The sequence below is a fragment of the Caldimonas sp. KR1-144 genome, from assembly GCF_049446155.1.
In the GTDB taxonomy this organism is placed as follows: Bacteria; Pseudomonadota; Gammaproteobacteria; order Burkholderiales; family Burkholderiaceae_C; genus Rivibacter.
This window is the reverse complement of the sequence record NZ_JBMSEE010000012.1, coordinates 121394-136928: the sequence shown is the minus strand read 5'-3', so window position 1 is coordinate 136928 and position 15535 is coordinate 121394. Positions and strand designations below refer to the sequence as shown.

Sequence of the window (15535 nt, the reverse complement as noted above, 5' to 3'; positions counted from 1 at the left end):
GACTTGGATGAACGACACCACCCTGCATACCGCCTATGGCGGCGCCGGTGCACTGGAGGCCCAGCGCAACCGCGTGCTGCGCAACACCTATTGGCTGCTGGCCTTGTCGCTGGTGCCGACGGTGCTGGGCGCGTGGGCCGGTGTGAGCTTCGGCTTCAGCTTCTTTGCCGGCAGCCCGCTGATCGGCTTCCTCGTCTTCATGGGCGTGGCGTTCGGCTTTTTCTTCGCGATCGAGAAATTCAAGAACTCGGGCGTCGGCGTCGCGCTGCTGCTGGGCTTCACGTTCTTCATGGGCCTGATGCTGTCGCGCCTCATCGGCGCGGTGCTGGGCTTTTCGAACGGCGCGTCGCTGATCACCTTCGCCTTCGGCGGCACCGCGGCGGTCTTCTTCGCGATGGCTTCGCTGGCCACCGTGGTCAAGCGCGACCTGTCGGGCATGGCCAAGTGGCTGATGGTCGGCGTGATCGGCCTGATCGTGGCGGCCGTCGCCAACATCTGGCTGCAGATGCCGGCCCTGATGATGACGATCTCGGTGCTCGCGATCGTGATCTTCTCGGCGTTCATGCTCTACGACATCAAGCGCGTGATCGACGGCGGCGAAACCAACTACGTCACCGCGACGCTGGCGATCTACCTGGACATCTACAACGTGTTCCAGTCGCTGCTGAGCCTGCTGGGCATCTTCGGCGGCGAGCGCGAATAGCCGCTCCTTGCCTGCAAAGCCAAGGGCCCGCGTCGCGGGCCCTTTTCATTGGCCGCGAGCGCGTCGGGCCGCTTCTTCCTGCTGCGCCAGCCGCAGATGCGCGACGCGCTTGCGCGTGCCGGGGTGGGTGGCGGTATCCGGCTGCACGCCGTGGTTCATGAACGCGCCGAGCGCAGCATCGAAGCCGATGCCCATGCGCTGCAGCACCTTGAAGGCGTAGGCATCGGCATCGAGTTCCTGCTCGTAGGCCAGCGCCGAGGCTTCGCGGCTCAGCACGGCTGCAACCGGATCGGTGCTTTCCGGCACCACGGCCCCAGGGATGTACTGGCGAAACAGCAGGCCCATGCGCGACCAATGTTGGTGCCTCACGTGTCCGAGCTCGTGCGCGAGCACGAAGAGGCGCTGCCCTTCCGGCCACCGCGCAAGTGCCGCGTTGGCAACGATGACCTGTCCGTTCAGCGTCTCGGCCATCACCGGCCCGGTCACCACGCGAAGTTCGATCTCGGCCGCCGGGGCCACCGCGGCGATCAGCCGCGCAAAGCTCGCGCGCACCACCGCGACGCGCGGATCGAACTCGGACGCCGTTTCGAAGCGCGCAAGCCGTTCGGCATGGGAACGCTCAAGCACCGCCTCGATGTCTTCGCCCGCCGCTGCGCGCCCCATCGAAACCATGAAGAAGAAGCCAATCACCCAGGCACGCATGACAGTCTCCCGCTAGCACGATGACCCGCCACGACGGGCCTGTGCGCTACAGCGCAACATACATGCCAGGTCCTAGGGTCTACCCTAGGATTGTTACATCTACCGCTCGAAGACCGCGATCGATTCCACGTGCGCAGTGTGGGGGAACATGTTCACCGCCCCGGCCAGCACAGTCCGGTAACCCGCCTGGTGAACCAGCAAGCCGGCATCGCGCGCCAACGTCGCCGGATTGCAGCTGACATAGACGATTCTGGTCGGCGGCTGCCAACCCGGGGCGGCGGTCGGATCCTGGACCGCGTCGGCCACTGCCTTGGCCAGCGCGAAGGCGCCTTCGCGCGGCGGATCGACCAGCCACCGGTCCGCCAGCCCGTATCGCGCCAGGTCCGCGGGTGACAATTCGAACAAATTACGCGATTCGAAGGCGGTCTTGCCGCCCAGCCCGTTGAGCGCCGCGTTCTCGCGCGCGCGCGCCACCAGCGCCTCGCTGCCTTCGATGCCGAGCACTTGGCCGGCGCGCCGCGCGATCGGCAGCGTGAAATTGCCCAGGCCGCAGAACCAGTCGATCACGCGCTCGCCGGGATGGGGATCGAGCAGGGTTAGCGCGCGGTGCACCAGGGTGCGGTTGATCGCGTGATTGACCTGCGTGAAGTCGGTCGGCTTGAAGGGCATCACGACGTCGAATTCGGGCAGCGCATAGGCCAGCGCCGGCGTGCCGTCGTTCTCGTCGAGGCGGTGGACCGTGTCGGGGCCCTTGGGCTGAAGCCACCATTGCACGCCATGCTCGGCGCCGAAGGCGCTCAGGCGTGCAACGTCCGCCGTCGACAGCGGTTCGAGATGGCGCAGCACCAGCGCGGTCACCAGGCCCTGCGGCGCCTCGCCGACCGCGAGTTCGATCTGCGGCAGGCGGTCGCGCGCATCCATCGACGCAATCAGCGCACGCAGCGGCAGCAGCATCGCGCTCACGTGCGGCGGCAAGATTGGGCACGATTGCATGTCGGCGATGTAGCTCGATTTGCGCTCGTGAAAGCCGACCAGCACGGCGCCCTTCTTCACGACGTGCCGCACCGACAGACGCGCGCGGAAGCGGTAGCCCCAGGTGGGCCCCTCGATCGGCCGCATCATCCGCTCGGCCTTCACCTTGCCGAGGTGGGCGAGGTTGTCCTCCAGCACGCGCTGCTTGATCGCCACCTGCGCGCCGACGTGCAGATGCTGCATCTTGCAGCCGCCGCAGGCGCCAGCATGCAGCCCGAAGTGCGCGCAGCCGGGGCGCACGCGCTGGGAGCTCTCGCGCGCGATCGCCGTCACGGTCGCCTGCTCCCAGTTGGCCTTGCGCCGCGTCGTCTGCACCTGCACGCGCTCGCCGGGCAATGCGCCCTCGATGAAAACCACCTTGCCCTCGGCATCGTGCGCCACGCCCTGGGCCTCGAGGTCGAGCGATTCGACGTCGAGCCATTCGTCCTTGACTGTCATCCCCGAATTATCCCGGGCGCCGGTAGGATCGCCCGATGATCACCGTCCACCATTTGAACAATTCGCGCTCGCAGCGCGTCCTGTGGCTGCTCGAGGAGCTGGGGCTCGACTACGAGATCAAGCGCTACCAGCGCCACCCCGAGACCATGCTGGCGCCGCCCGAGTTGCGCGCCGTGCATCCACTGGGCCGCTCGCCGGTGATCACCGACGGCGAACTCACGCTGGCCGAGTCGGGTGCCATCCTTGAATACATCTGCCAGCGCTACGGCGACGGCCGCCTCACCCCGCCGGCCGGCACGCCCGAGGCGCTGCGCTGCCGCTACTGGATGCACTTCGCCGAAGGCTCGGCCATGCCGCCGCTGCTGATGAAGCTGGTGTTCGACCGCATCGAGCGCGCACCGATGCCCTTCTTCGCAAAGCCGATCGCAAAGGGCATCGCGGCCAAGGTGAAGAGCACCTTCATCGGACCGCAGCTGCGCCAGAACCTGGCCTACATGGAGGCCGAGCTCACCAAGAGCCTATGGTTCGCGGGCGAGGCGTTCAGCATCGCCGACATCCAGATGAGTTTTCCGGTCGAAGCGTTCTCGGCGCGCGCCGGCCTGGATTCGACGGCGCCGCGGCTGTCGAACTTTCTCGCCCGCATCCGTGCACGGCCGGCCTACCAGCGTGCGCTCGAGCGCGGCGGCCCCTACGACCTGCTCAGCTGATCACGCGGCCGGCGTCGCCGGCCACGCGGCGAGGTACTCCTGCCAATGCGGCTCGTCATCGCTGGCCAGGCCGGCGAGCGTCTCGCGCACGAAGGCGATCTCGCGCGCGTACTCGGCTTCGGTGAAGCCGCCGCGCATCAACTGGAAGCGCGCGTAGAGCAGGTAGGTGTTCATCACGTCGGTCTCGCAGTAGCGGCGGATCGCCTCCACTTCGCCGGCGAGGTAGGCCGGATAGACGGCCGAGCCGTCCATGCCGAGCTTGCCGGGAAAGCCGCACAGCTTGGCCATCGCATCGAGCGGCGCGTTGGCCCGCGGCTGGAACATCGCAAGCAGGTCCATCAGGTCGAGATGACGCAAGTGGTAGCGGCTGATGTAGTTGTTCCACTTGAACTCGCGGCTGTCATGGTCGCCGCCTTCGCCCATGTCCCAGTACTTGCTGGCCACGACGCCGTGCTTGAGCCCGCGCCAGTGCAGCACCGGTAGGTCGAAGCCGCCGCCGTTCCAGCTCACCAGCTGAGGCACCTTCTTCTCGATGGTGCGAAAGAAGGTCTGGATGATCTTTCCCTCCTGGCTCACGCCTTCGGGCTCGCGGTCGACGAAGGAATGCACCTGCAGGCCCTCGGCGCTGCGGAACACGCAGGAGATCGCCAGCACGCGCTGCAGGTGATGCGGCATGAAGTCGCCCTTGCCCTCGGCCGCACGCTCGGCGCGCACTTCGTCCCACAGCGCGGCGTCGCTGACGTCGGCCGCAGTGCCGCGCAGTGCGCGCAGGCCGGCGAGGTCGGGGATGGTTTCGATGTCGAAGACGAGGACGGGCCAGCCCATGTCGTGGCGTGCTTTCGGTTGGGCGCCGCCGCGGCGGCGCAGGGTCAGAAGATGGAGTCGCGGCTCACGCCGTCGCGCGCCATGCGGCGCTTGAGCTTCAGCAGCGCTTCCTGCTGGATCTGGCGGATGCGCTCGCGCGTGAGACCCAGCCGCTCGGCCAGCACTTCGAGCGTCTCGGGCTCGCGGTCGCGCAGCCCGTAGCGCCCGGCCAGCACCTCGCGCTCGCGCTCGCTGAGCGACGCCAGGCCGTGCTCGAGCAAGGCTTCGAGTTCGTGACTGAGCCGATGCCCGAGCGGATCGGTGGCCTGGTCATCGGCCACCATGTCGATCATCGTCTCGCTGTTGTCGCGCTCCAGCGGCGCATCGAGCGAGGTCGGATGCTCGGCAAAGCGCAGCAGCTCGGCCACCTCCTGCACCGGTCGACCAACCGCACCGGCCACCGCCTCGGCACTGACGTTCTGTCCGCCCGCCGCCGCTGCCTCGAGGGCGCGCCGGGCCTTGAGCACCTGATTGAGCTCGCGCACCACGTGCACCGGCAGCCGCACCAGGCGGGCCTGGTGCATGATCGCACGCTCGATCGCCTGGCGGATCCACCACGACGCATAGGTCGAGAAGCGAAAGCCCCGCTCGGGCTCGAACTTGCCGATCGCGTGCATCAGGCCCAGGTTGCCCTCTTCGATCAGGTCGGTCAGCGGCAGGCCGCGGCCCAGGTAGTTCTTGGCGATGCTGACCACGAGGCGCAGGTTGCGCTCGATCATCTGCTGGCGCGCCGCGAAGTCGCCGGCGCGCGCCTGGGTGGCGACGGCGAACTCTTCCTCGGGGGTGAACAGCGGCGCGCGCCGGATCTCGCGCAGGTAGGTCTGCAACGTGTCGCTGGCGTCACCTTCGCTGGCGGCCAGCACCGGCGCTTCGGCGCCGTCGACCACGACCTCGCGCGCGGCCTCGAAGTCCGGCGGCGGCGCGCCCGCCTCGAAGCCCGCTGCATCGCCGCCCAGCACCGCCTGCTCGCGTCCGTTGAGTCCATTCGGACCCGTGCTGTGTTTGCGGCTGGCGGGCATGGCTGGTCGCTCCGCTAGCGTGGCGGCAACAGCCGCGTCGGATCGACCGGCTTGCCCTGCTTGCGAATCTCGAAGTGCAGCTGAACGCGCTGTGCGTCGGTCGAACCCATCTCGGCGATCTTCTGGCCTCGCTTCACCGGCTGGTCTTCCTTGACCAGGAGCGTCTGATTGTGCGCGTATGCGGTAAGGAAGGTGCCGTTGTGCTTGACGATGACAAGGTTGCCGTAGCCGCGCAGACCGGAGCCGGCATAGACGACGCGGCCATCGGCCGCGGCGAGCACCGGATCGCCGGCCTTGCCGCCGATCGCCACGCCCTTGTTGCGCGCCTCGTCGAACCCGGCAAGCACCGGACCGCTGGCGGGCCACGACCACGTGACGTCTTCTTCCTCGCGCGCGGCCGTCGAGGCCGCGGGTGCGGGTGTGGGCGACGACGCGGCTGCAGTGGTCGGGCCGGGCGCGGTGGTCGCGGTGACTGCGCTCGCGGCCGACGCGGCAACGGTGGGCCTCGGTGCATCGAGCGGGCGCGCGTCGACCCTGGTGGAGCCGACCGGCTTGGTCGCCACGCCGTTGGCGTCGACGCCCGGCGGCAGCACGCGCAGGACCTGGCCAACCTCGATGACGTTGGCGTTGTCCATGTTGTTCCAGCGCACGATGTCGCGCCAGTTCTGACCGGTCTCGAGGCCGATGCGGATCATCGTGTCGCCGGGCTTGACGGTGTAGTAGCCCGGCTTGCCGGCGTTCTCGGCGCCCGGCGGCGCCGAAGCGGGTTCTGCCGGCACCGCGGCCGCGGTGGCCGACGGCGCTCGGCCGGTGCTGCGGTCCTCGACGGGTGCGCGACGGTTCGACGAGGCACACGCGGCCAGCACGGCAGCCAGGGCGATGACACCAACGGCGCGCGCACCGCGCGACGTGGCGTGCTTCGGGATCGACCGAAGAAGCGAGAAGACTTGCACGTTCACAGCGTGCCCGAACGGGCAAATTAGGCGAGTCCGGATTCTAGGGGGACGAATCGGACCGCCTCGTGAATGGAACGGCGCAGCGTGCCGTCGGCCAGCCGGTCGACGACCACGAGCACCTGCCCCGCGCCGCGCGCATCGGCCATCGGCGCGACGAGGCGTCCGCCCGGGGCCAGCTGATCGAGCCAGGCCGACGGCAGATCGGCGCCGCCGGCGGCCGAGACGATGCCGTCGTAAGGCGCGTTCGGCGCGTGCCCGATGCGCCCGTCGCCATAGACCAGGCGAAGATTCGACAGCGCCAGCGGCGCGAGGTTGGCACGCGCCTTGTCGTGCAGCGGCTTGAGCCGCTCGATCGACACCACGCTGCGCGCGAACTGCGCGATCACCGCGGCCTGGTAGCCGCAGCCGGTGCCGATCTCGAGCACGCGCGCTCGCGCGAGCGGCGGCTGCACCGCCAGCATCAGCTCGAGCATGCGCGCAACGACCGAGGGCTTGGAGATCGTCTGGCCCAGGCCAATTGGCAGGCTCGTGTCCTCGTAGGCCTGCTGCACCAGCGCGCTGTCGACGAAGGCATGGCGCGGCACCGCCTGCAGCGCCGCGATCACGCGAGCGTCGGCCAGGCCATCGCGGCGCAGGCGCTCGACCATGCGCGCGCGCACATGCTCCGAATCGAGGCCGAGCCCGCTGGGCGACTGCGCCCGCGCGCGGTCGCGCGCCGCGTCCTGCAGCGGGCGCTGCGGACGCAGCACGGGCTTCGGCGCCGCATTCGTCGGCTGCACCCGGCCCAGCGGCAACGGGAACTTGCGCTTCTCGGTCATGCCAGCCATTGCCGCCACTGCGGCAGCGCCGCGTGGTCGGTGAGATCGACCTGGAGCGGCGTGACCGACACGAAGCCGCTGGCCACCGCGTGGAAATCGGTGCCCTCGCCGGCCTCGCGCGCGTCGCCGGCCGCGCCGATCCAGTAGATCGCCTCGCCGCGCGGATTGATCTGGCGAACCACCGGTTCGCTGGCATGGCGACGGCCCAGGCGGGTGAGCCGCCAGCCGCCGATCGCGTCGAAGGGCCGGTCGGCCGGCACGTTGACGTTGAGCAGCCACGGTCCGGCCGCCGGTGGCGCGGCAAGCACGCGTTCGATCGTCTCGCGCGCCACGCGCGCGGCGCTGTCGAGATGCGTCCAGCCCTTCTCGGCCAGCGAGAACGCGATCGACGGAATGCCCGAGAGAAAGCCCTCCATCGCCGCGGCGACCGTGCCCGAGTACAGCGTGTCGTCGCCCATGTTGGCGCCGTTGTTGATGCCCGAGACCACGAGGTCCGGCCGCTGTTCGAGCAGGCCGGTCAGCGCGACGTGCACGCAGTCCGAGGGCGTGCCGTTGACGACGCGAAAGCCGCTGGCCGCCGTCCAGACCGACAGCGGTCGGCGCAGCGTCAAGGCGTTGGAGGTTCCGCTGGCGTTCTGCTCGGGAGCGACCACGTCGACCTCGCCGAACGTGCGGCACACCTCGGCCAGCGCAGCAAGGCCGGGCGCGAGATAACCATCGTCGTTGGCGACCAGGATGCGCATGCAACCGATTGTAGGAAAGCCGCGGCGTCACCACGGCGACGCCTGCTCGCGCGGGCCGTGCCTATGATCGGCCGCCGCACCGGACCACCGAGAACGAGGAGACCGCCATGCATGCTTGGCTCTGCGAACAGCCGACCGGCCCCGACGCGCTGCAGTGGAAGAAGCTGCCGCTGCCCGAACCGAAACCGGGCGAGGTGCGCGTGGCGATCAAGGCCGCGAGCCTGAACTTCCCCGACCTGCTGATCGTGCAGAACAAGTACCAGTTCAAGCCGCCGCTGCCCTTCGTGCCGGGCTCGGAGTTCGCTGGCGTGGTCGATGCGGTCGGCGAAGGCGTCACGCACCTGAGCCCCGGCATGGCCGTCGCCTCGTTCGGTGGCCTCGGCGGCTTCGGTACGCATGCCTGCGTGAACGCGCAGCTCGCAATGCCGCTGCCGCCCGGCTTCAAGTTCGAGGATGCCGCCGCGTTCCTGTGCACCTACGGCACCACGCACCACGCGCTGGTCGACCGCGCCCAGCTCAGAGCCGGCGAGACGGTGCTGATCCTCGGTGCGGCCGGCGGCGTCGGCACCGCGGCGATCCAGATCGCCAAGGCGGTCGGCGCGCGCGTGATCGCCGCCGCCTCGACTGACGAGAAGTGCGCGCTGTGCCGCACGCTCGGCGCCGACGCGACGATCAACTACGGCGAGGGCGACCTGCGAGAGAAGATCAAGGCCGCCACCGACGGCAAGGGCCCCGACGTGGTCTACGACCCGGTCGGCGGCGAGCTTGCCGAGCCGGTGTTCCGCTCGATCGCCTGGCGCGGCCGCTACCTCGTGATCGGCTTCGCCGGCGGCTCCATCCCCTCGCTTCCGTTGAACCTGGCGCTGCTCAAGGGCGCGTCGATCGTCGGCGTGTTCTGGGGCGAGTTCGCCAAGCGCGAGCCGAAGAACAACGCAAAGGCGCTGGCCGAGCTGGCCGCCTGGTACGCGCAAGGCAAGATCAAGCCGGTCATCGAGCACAAGCTCGCGATGACCGCGCTGCCCGAGGCCTTCGCGCTGATGGCCGCTCGCGCGGTCAAGGGCAAGCTGGTGCTCGTTAACCACTGATCACGAGATCGCGGGGCTGCCCGCGGTGTCAAGCGGTGCCCGCGGGCGCTATCCTCCGTCGCGAGGTCGGCGAACGGGTGCTTCCTTGCCGGCCGGCGCGACCTGGAGACCCTGCGCATGGCCGTCAGAGTGCTGATCCTGGAAGACAACCCCGTGGCGCGCGCCTTCCTTGCGCGCGTCGTGCGGGAGAGTTTTTCCGACGTCACCGGCGTCGCCGAGGCCGGCGATCTCGAGAGCGCGCGCCGCTGGCTGGGACTGGCCGGCACGCCGCCGCCGGGCGCGAGCGCCGAGCCGTTCAAGCTGATCCTCGTCGATCTCGAGCTGCCCGACGGCACCGGCCTGGAGCTGCTGACCGATCTCGCCCAGCACCCGGCCACCAAGATCGTCACCACGCTGTACTCGGACGACGAGCACCTGTTTCCCGCGCTGCAATGCGGCGCCGACGGCTACCTGCTCAAGGAAGACCGCTTCGAGGTGCTGGTCGAGGAGCTGCAGAAGATCGTGCGCGGCCAGCCGCCGCTGTCGCCGGCCATCGCGCGGCGCCTGCTCGGCCACTTTCGCCAGGGCGACGGCGCCACCGGCCCGGTGCCGTTGCGCGACGCGCCGGCCCCCGGCGACTTCCAGCCCACGCTGGGCCCGCGCACGCAGCCCGCACCGCTCGCACCCGACCCCGACTTCGGGCGCCTGACCACGCGCGAGAGCGAGGTCCTCACCTACCTCAGCAAGGGCTTCACGATCAAGGAGATCGCCGGCCTGATGGGCATCAAGTGGTTCACCGTCAACGACCACATCAAGGCGATCTACCGCAAGCTCAACGTCTCCAGCCGCGCCGAAGCCGCGGTGCTGGCCAGCAAGCAGGGGCTGGTGTGAGCCGCTGAGCGCGCGCCGCACCGGCAACGAGGGCCCGATGGCCTCCACGGACAGCCCCGATGCCGAGGCCTCCTCGGGCTTCGGCGCGTCGCTCGATTCGCGCGTGCTCGAGCAGTGGGTGCCGAAGCGGCTGCGCCATCCCGGCTGGATCGGCTGGCGCCTGCGCGGCCTGCTGGTCGCCGCGCTGTTCGGCTGCCTTGCGCTGTTCCTGCTGACGCGCGAGCTCGCCCATCAGCCGGCGCTCGGCGCCGCGTGGCGGGCCGGCGCCGGCGGTCAGCTCGAACTCGCCGCTGCCGATGACGCGCGGCTGCGCACGTTCGAGGGCGAGACGCTCACCGCCATCGGCGGCGGCGACGCGCAGGTGCACTTCATCGACTCGCTGGTGCTGGCGCGCTCGGCGCGCTGGCTCACGCGCGATGCCGACCGCCAGCGCTTCGTCGAGCAGCAGCGGCGGCTTCACGAGGTCATGGCTGCGCGCACCGTCCAGCTCTACTTCGCCGATGGCCGCACCGTGGAGCTCCAGCTCGCGCCGCTGGGCATCGGCGGCCTCGGGCCGCTGTACTGGCTGGTCGCCGCGCTGGCACTGGTGCTCTACCTGGTCGCACTGGTCGTGCTGTTCGCCCAGCCCGGGCTGCGCAATGGCCTGTTCGCGGCGATGGCGCTGGCGCAGTGCGGAAACCTCGTCTACATCGCGGCGCAGGCGACGCCGGGCCTGGCCGTCGCGCTGTCGTGGGCGGCGGCCGACGCACCGGCGCGCACCGTCTTCGACCTGCTCACCGCCGCGGCCTTGCTGCATGCCACCGCGGTGCATCCGCTGCGCGTGCCGAGCGCGCGCGCCATCGCGGTCGCCGGCTGGAGCGTGGCCATTCTCATCGCGCTTGCATTGCTACGGCAGCAGCTGTCGCAGGCCTGGTGGTGGACCCAGCTCGCCGGCGCCGTGCTGGGCATCGCGGCGATCGCGGTGCTCGGCTGGTCGCACCGCATCGAGCCGCACCCGTTCGCGATGGTGCTGCGCCGCTTCGGGGTCGCGACGGTGGGCACCTGGACGCTGCTCACGCTGGGCGTCGCGGCGGCTCAGGAGCCGGGCCTGCAGCAGCAGATCGCCAGCGTCGGCTCGATGGTGTGGGTGGTGTTCCTCGCCTCGCTGATGCTGCTGATGCCCTTCCTCGCGAAGTCGCAGCAGGTGATGCGCGAGTTCGCGCTGCTGGCCGGCGTGAGCACGGTCGCGACCTCGCTGGACCTGCTGTTCATCTCCCTGTTCTCGATCGGCCAGACGGTGTCGATCGCCCTGTCGCTGTTCCTCTCGCTGGGCGTCTACATCGCCGGGCGGACCTGGCTCGTGAACCAGCTGCGCGGCACCAGCGTGATCACGATGGAGCGGCTGTTCGAACGGCTGTACCGCATCGTGCGCAACGTCGAGCGGCATCCGCGCACCGCAGGCGCGCAGTTGCTGGGCCTGATGCGCGAGCTGTTCGAGCCGCTGGAGGCCACGGTCGCAGCGCGCGGCAGCGCGCATGCCCGCGTCAGCCGCGACGGCTCCACGCTGCTGGTGCCGGTGCCCGATCTCTCGCGGCCGAGCGGCCGCGCCGAGCAGACGCTGGTGCTGCGCTACTCGCACCACGGCCGGCGCCTGTTTACAGAGGAGGACGCCCGCCTGGCCGAGCGCATCGTCGACCAGCTGCGGCGCGCCGTCGCCTACGACCAGGCCGTCGAGCGCGGGCGCAGCGAGGAGCGCAGCCGCATCGCGCAGGATCTGCACGACGACATCGGCGCGCGGCTGCTCACCCTGATGTACCAGGCCGCCAGCCCCGAGCAGGAGGACTACATCCGCCACACGCTGCAAGACCTCAAGACGCTGACGCGCGGCCTGGCCGTCGGCGGTCACCGGCTCTCGCACGCCCTGGCCGAGTGGAAGGCCGACGCGACGCAGCGCTTGGGAGTGGCCCAGATCGCCTTGTCGTGGGATGCGCAGCTCGACGGCGAACTCGACCTCAGCGTGGTGCAGTGGTCCGCACTGACGCGCGTGCTGCGCGAGCTGCTGAGCAACGCCATCACCCACGCGCAGTGCAGCCGCGTCGAAGTGAATTTCACGCTCGACGCCGGCGCGTTGACGCTGGCGGTCAGCGACGACGGGCGCGGCGAGCGGCCCCAGGACTGGTCGCACGGCCTGGGCTTGGGCGGCATCCGCAAGCGCGTCAAGCAGCTCGGCGGCGAGGTGCGCTGGCAGCAGCTGCAGCCGCACGGCATCGGCTGCGTCGTGCGCGTGCCGCGCTGGTCGGCGCCGTCGGACGGCGGCCGGCCCGCGGCCGGCGGTGCTCAGTCGGCCGCGGCCTCGGCGCCCGCGGCCGCGGGCGGCGTGCCCACATAGCGCATCACGCGTTGCGGGAACGGGATCTCGATGCCCTCGCGGCCGAGCACCTCGAGGATGGCCAGATTGACCTCCGAGCGCACGTTGCTCTGCCCGTTCAGCGGATCGGCGATCCAGAACCACACGGTGAGCTCGAGCCCGTCGGACGCGAAGCTGGTCAGATGCACGGCGGGCGCGAGGTCCGGGTCTTTCATGACGCGCGCGATCTGCTCGAACGCGGCCAGCAGCTTTGGCCGCAGAGCGACGACGTCGGTGCCGTAGGCCACCTGCACCACGGTCGAGAGCATCACCGACGGCTCGTACAGCGACGAGGCGTTCTCGACTCGCTGCGTGATCAGCATCTCGTTGGGCACGATGGACTCGCGGCCGTTGCTGGCGCGGATCACGGTGTAGCGCGTGTTGATGTCGATCACGCGCCCCTCGAAGCCGTCGACCTTGACCAGGTCGCCGATGCGCACGCTGCGCTCGGCCAGGATCACGAAGCCGCTGACGTAGTTGCTGGCGAGCTTCTGCAGGCCGAAGCCGATGCCCACGCCGACCGCGCCGCCGAGCACCGACAAGGCCGTGAGGTCGATGCCGGCGGCCGACAGCGCGACCAGCAGGCCCACCAACAGCAGCAACGCGCGCACCGCATTGACCGCGATCTTGCGGCCCGACAGGCTGGCGCCGGTGGCACTGCGCAGCAGCTTGGCCTCGATGGCCGACGACAGCCACAACGCCAGCACCAGCACCACGGTCGCGTTGATCGCACCCTCGACCAGGCTGCGCAGCGTGATGCGCGCGGCGCCGACCTTCCACGACACGTCGCCGAGCTCGTCCTGGATCAGCGGCAGCAGGCCGGTGACCCACAGCACCATGCCGCCCCACACCAGCCACGACAGCGTGCGCTCGACGAGCTTGACGAAGCTCGAGCTCGGCAGCGCGGCGCGCAGCACGCGCACCGCGACGCGGATCACCGCCAGCGCAAACAGCAGCGGGATCGCCAGCCGCAACACCGTGACGTCGGCTGCGCCGGCAAATGCCAGCCGGCGCGCCAGCACCGCGAACAGCAGCGCGAGGATCGGAAACAGCGCACCGTCGATCACGTGACGGCCGAGCAGCACCGAGCTGGCCTGGTGCGAAGCCTGCGGCGTCGAGCGCCGCACTGTCCAGCCGACCAGCCACGCCAGCAGCAGGCAGCCCAGCACCACGGCGAGCTGCACGAGCGCGTGCACCGTGGTCAGCGACGCGAGCAGCTGCTCGAAATTGGCCGGCGCGAAGGCCGGCGTCTGCAGGTCTTTCATCGAGCGAACGGGGGAACGGAATTCAGGTCGGCAGGCCGGCCAGCGCGCGCAGGTGGCTCGCGACGCTGCGCGCCAGCGCGCCGAGGTTGTAGCCGCCCTCGAGGCACGACACGATGCGACCCTCGCAATGGCGCTCGGCGAAGTCGACCAGGCGGCGCGTGATCCAGGCGTAGTCCGCCTCGACGAGGCCGAGCTGCGCGAGGTCGTCCTCGCGGTGGGCGTCGAAGCCGGCCGAGATGAACAGCATCTGCGGCTGGAACGCTTCCAGCCGCGGCATCCACAGCGCGTCGATCAGTTCGCGGATCTCCGGCCCCTTGGTGTAGGGCGGGATCGGCAGGTTGAGCATGTTGGGCCCCAGCGGCTCGCTGCCGCTGTTGGGATACAGCGGATGCTGGAAGAAGCTCACCATCAGCATGCGGTCGTCGCCGGCGATGATGTCCTCGGTGCCGTTGCCGTGATGCACGTCGAAGTCGACGATGGCCACGCGCTCGAGCCCGCGCACGTCGAGCGCATGGCGCGCCGCCACCGCGACGTTGTTGAAGAAGCAAAAGCCCATTGCCGCGTGGCGCGTGGCGTGGTGGCCGGGCGGGCGCACCGCGCAGAAGGCGTTCTCGAACTCGCCGTCGATCACCGCGTCGGTCGCGGCCACGGCGGCGCCGGCGGCGTGCAGCGCGGCCGTCCAGGTGCCTGGTGCGGCCACGGTATCGGGGTCGAGCGCGCGCGGGCGGCCGAGACGGTCGACCTGCTCCATGAAGCCGCGCAGATCGGCGACGTAGAGCGTGTCGTGCGCGAGCTGAAGGTCCGACTCCGCGGCCTGTGGCGCGTCGCGCTCGACGAGCGCGATGTCGAGGCCGGTGGCGATGAGGTGGTCGCGGATCGCGTCGAGCCGCTGCGGGCACTCCGGATGTCCGGCTCCCATGTCGTGGCCGCGACAGGCGGCGTGCGTGTAGTAGGCAGTGGCCATGCGTGCTTGTTGTTCGCAGCGCGTGTCGCGGACGAATCGGCTATGGTCGCGGCCATGCAATCACTCGTCACGCAACTTCGCGGTCTCGCGGATCAGATTAGCACGATCATCGTCGGCAAACGCCCGCAGATCGAGGACAGCATCGCCTGCCTGCTGGCCGGCGGCCACCTGCTGATCGAAGACGTTCCCGGCGTCGGCAAGACCACGCTGGCGCACGCGCTGGCGGTCTCGCTGGGCCTGAGCTTCTCGCGTACGCAGTTCACCGCCGACCTGATGCCGTCCGACCTCACCGGCGTGTCGATCTACGAGCGCGGCCGCGAGGCCTTCGTGTTCCATCCCGGCCCGGTGTTCGCGCAGGTGCTGCTGGCCGACGAGATCAACCGCGCCGGCCCCAAGACGCAAAGCGCGCTGCTCGAGGCGATGGAGGAGCACCAGGTCACCATCGACGGCCAGACGCGCAAGCTGCCCGAGCCCTTCTTCGTGATCGCGACCCAGAACCCGACCGACCAGCTCGGCACCTACCCGCTGCCCGAGAGCCAGCTCGACCGCTTCCTGATGTGCATCACGCTCGGCTATCCCGACCGCGCCAGCGAGCGCGCGCTGCTGGCCGGCGTCGACCGCCGCGAGGCGATCGCCGAGCTGCGCGCGGTGATGACGCCCGTCGAGCTCCAGGCCGCGCAGCGCCAGGTGCTGCAGGTCCACGCCGCCGAACCGCTGCTCGACTACCTGCAGGCCCTGATCGCCGAGACGCGCAACGGCCGCTGGTTCGCCGAAGGCCTGTCGCCGCGCGCCGGCATCGCGGTGCTGCGTGCGGCCAAGGCGCGCGCGCTGCTCGACGGCCGCGACTACGTCGCGCCCGACGACCTTCAGGCCGTGCTGCCGCAGACCGTGGCGCACCGGCTGATGCCGGTGGCCGGCTCGGGGCGCGGCCGGCGCGAGCAAGTGCGCGCGATGCTCGAAGCGGTCGCACTGCCCTGAGGCTT

The 15535-nt window shown here is 70.1% G+C and carries 15 protein-coding genes; 6 read left to right on the top strand and 9 right to left on the bottom strand.

All coding sequences use genetic code 11. From position 1 onward, the window contains the following. The first annotated feature begins 7 nt into the window (after positions 1-7). Positions 8-703 carry a Bax inhibitor-1/YccA family protein gene (locus ACO2TI_RS22745; RefSeq protein WP_423287771.1) on the top strand — a complete coding sequence of 232 codons (696 nt, stop codon included), beginning with the start codon at positions 8-10 and terminating at the stop codon, positions 701-703. Positions 704-748: 45 nt separating this feature from the next. Here ACO2TI_RS22745 and ACO2TI_RS22740 read toward each other — a convergent pair whose 3' ends face one another. Beyond that, entirely contained in the window at positions 749-1405 is a 657-nt protein-coding gene (locus ACO2TI_RS22740) for a M48 family metalloprotease (RefSeq protein WP_423287769.1), read from the bottom strand. 99 nt (positions 1406-1504) lie between these two features. Beyond that, positions 1505-2875: a 23S rRNA (uracil(1939)-C(5))-methyltransferase RlmD gene (gene rlmD / locus ACO2TI_RS22735; RefSeq protein WP_423287767.1), complete on the bottom strand. Its 1371-nt coding sequence runs from the start codon at positions 2873-2875 to the stop codon at positions 1505-1507. 35 nt (positions 2876-2910) lie between these two features. Between rlmD and ACO2TI_RS22730 the strand changes: the two genes are divergently transcribed. Next, positions 2911-3582 carry a glutathione S-transferase family protein gene (locus ACO2TI_RS22730; protein WP_423287765.1) on the top strand — a complete coding sequence of 224 codons (672 nt, stop codon included), beginning with the start codon at positions 2911-2913 and terminating at the stop codon, positions 3580-3582. Here ACO2TI_RS22730 and ACO2TI_RS22725 read toward each other — a convergent pair whose 3' ends face one another. Genes ACO2TI_RS22725 through surE form a run of 5 tightly spaced genes read right to left on the bottom strand, consistent with a single transcriptional unit; the run spans position 3583 to position 7982 of the window. Beyond that, positions 3583-4407 (bottom strand): 3'-5' exonuclease, encoded by an 825-nt coding sequence (locus ACO2TI_RS22725; protein ID WP_423287763.1) that lies wholly within the window; start codon positions 4405-4407, stop codon positions 3583-3585. A 44-nt stretch (positions 4408-4451) separates the two neighbouring features. After that, entirely contained in the window at positions 4452-5465 is a 1014-nt protein-coding gene (gene rpoS / locus ACO2TI_RS22720) for an RNA polymerase sigma factor RpoS (protein ID WP_423287761.1), read from the bottom strand. A gap of 14 nt (positions 5466-5479) precedes the next feature. Beyond that, positions 5480-6418 carry a peptidoglycan DD-metalloendopeptidase family protein gene (locus ACO2TI_RS22715; protein WP_423287759.1) on the bottom strand — a complete coding sequence of 313 codons (939 nt, stop codon included), beginning with the start codon at positions 6416-6418 and terminating at the stop codon, positions 5480-5482. 26 nt (positions 6419-6444) lie between these two features. Then, entirely contained in the window at positions 6445-7239 is a 795-nt protein-coding gene (locus ACO2TI_RS22710) for a protein-L-isoaspartate(D-aspartate) O-methyltransferase (RefSeq protein WP_423287757.1), read from the bottom strand. After that, positions 7236-7982, bottom strand: a complete 747-nt coding sequence (gene surE, locus ACO2TI_RS22705) for a 5'/3'-nucleotidase SurE (protein WP_423287755.1) — start codon at positions 7980-7982, stop codon at positions 7236-7238. The genes ACO2TI_RS22710 and surE overlap by 4 nt, the downstream gene beginning before the upstream one ends. A gap of 107 nt (positions 7983-8089) precedes the next feature. Here surE and ACO2TI_RS22700 point away from each other — a divergent pair, with 107 nt between their 5' ends. From ACO2TI_RS22700 to ACO2TI_RS22690, 3 genes are all read left to right on the top strand, one after another. After that, positions 8090-9067 carry an NADPH:quinone oxidoreductase family protein gene (locus ACO2TI_RS22700; protein ID WP_423287753.1) on the top strand — a complete coding sequence of 326 codons (978 nt, stop codon included), beginning with the start codon at positions 8090-8092 and terminating at the stop codon, positions 9065-9067. A gap of 117 nt (positions 9068-9184) precedes the next feature. After that, entirely contained in the window at positions 9185-9937 is a 753-nt protein-coding gene (locus ACO2TI_RS22695) for a LuxR C-terminal-related transcriptional regulator (RefSeq protein WP_423287751.1), read from the top strand. A 37-nt stretch (positions 9938-9974) separates the two neighbouring features. Further along, positions 9975-12305 (top strand): sensor histidine kinase, encoded by a 2331-nt coding sequence (locus ACO2TI_RS22690; RefSeq protein ID WP_423287749.1) that lies wholly within the window; start codon positions 9975-9977, stop codon positions 12303-12305. Here the strand turns inward: ACO2TI_RS22690 and ACO2TI_RS22685 are convergent. Both ACO2TI_RS22685 and ACO2TI_RS22680 read right to left on the bottom strand, forming a co-directional pair. After that, complete coding sequence (locus ACO2TI_RS22685; protein WP_423287747.1) at positions 12254-13588, bottom strand: mechanosensitive ion channel family protein; 1335 nt, start codon at positions 13586-13588, stop codon at positions 12254-12256. The two genes, ACO2TI_RS22690 and ACO2TI_RS22685, sit on opposite strands and share 52 nt — an antisense overlap. 22 nt (positions 13589-13610) lie before the next feature. After that, positions 13611-14552 carry a histone deacetylase family protein gene (locus ACO2TI_RS22680; protein WP_423287745.1) on the bottom strand — a complete coding sequence of 314 codons (942 nt, stop codon included), beginning with the start codon at positions 14550-14552 and terminating at the stop codon, positions 13611-13613. Between the two features lie 54 nt (positions 14553-14606). Here ACO2TI_RS22680 and ACO2TI_RS22675 point away from each other — a divergent pair, with 54 nt between their 5' ends. Beyond that, the gene (locus ACO2TI_RS22675; RefSeq protein ID WP_423287743.1) at positions 14607-15530 is read left to right on the top strand and encodes an AAA family ATPase; all 924 of its coding nucleotides are present in this window, start codon (positions 14607-14609) and stop codon (positions 15528-15530) included. Positions 15531-15535 lie beyond the last annotated feature (5 nt).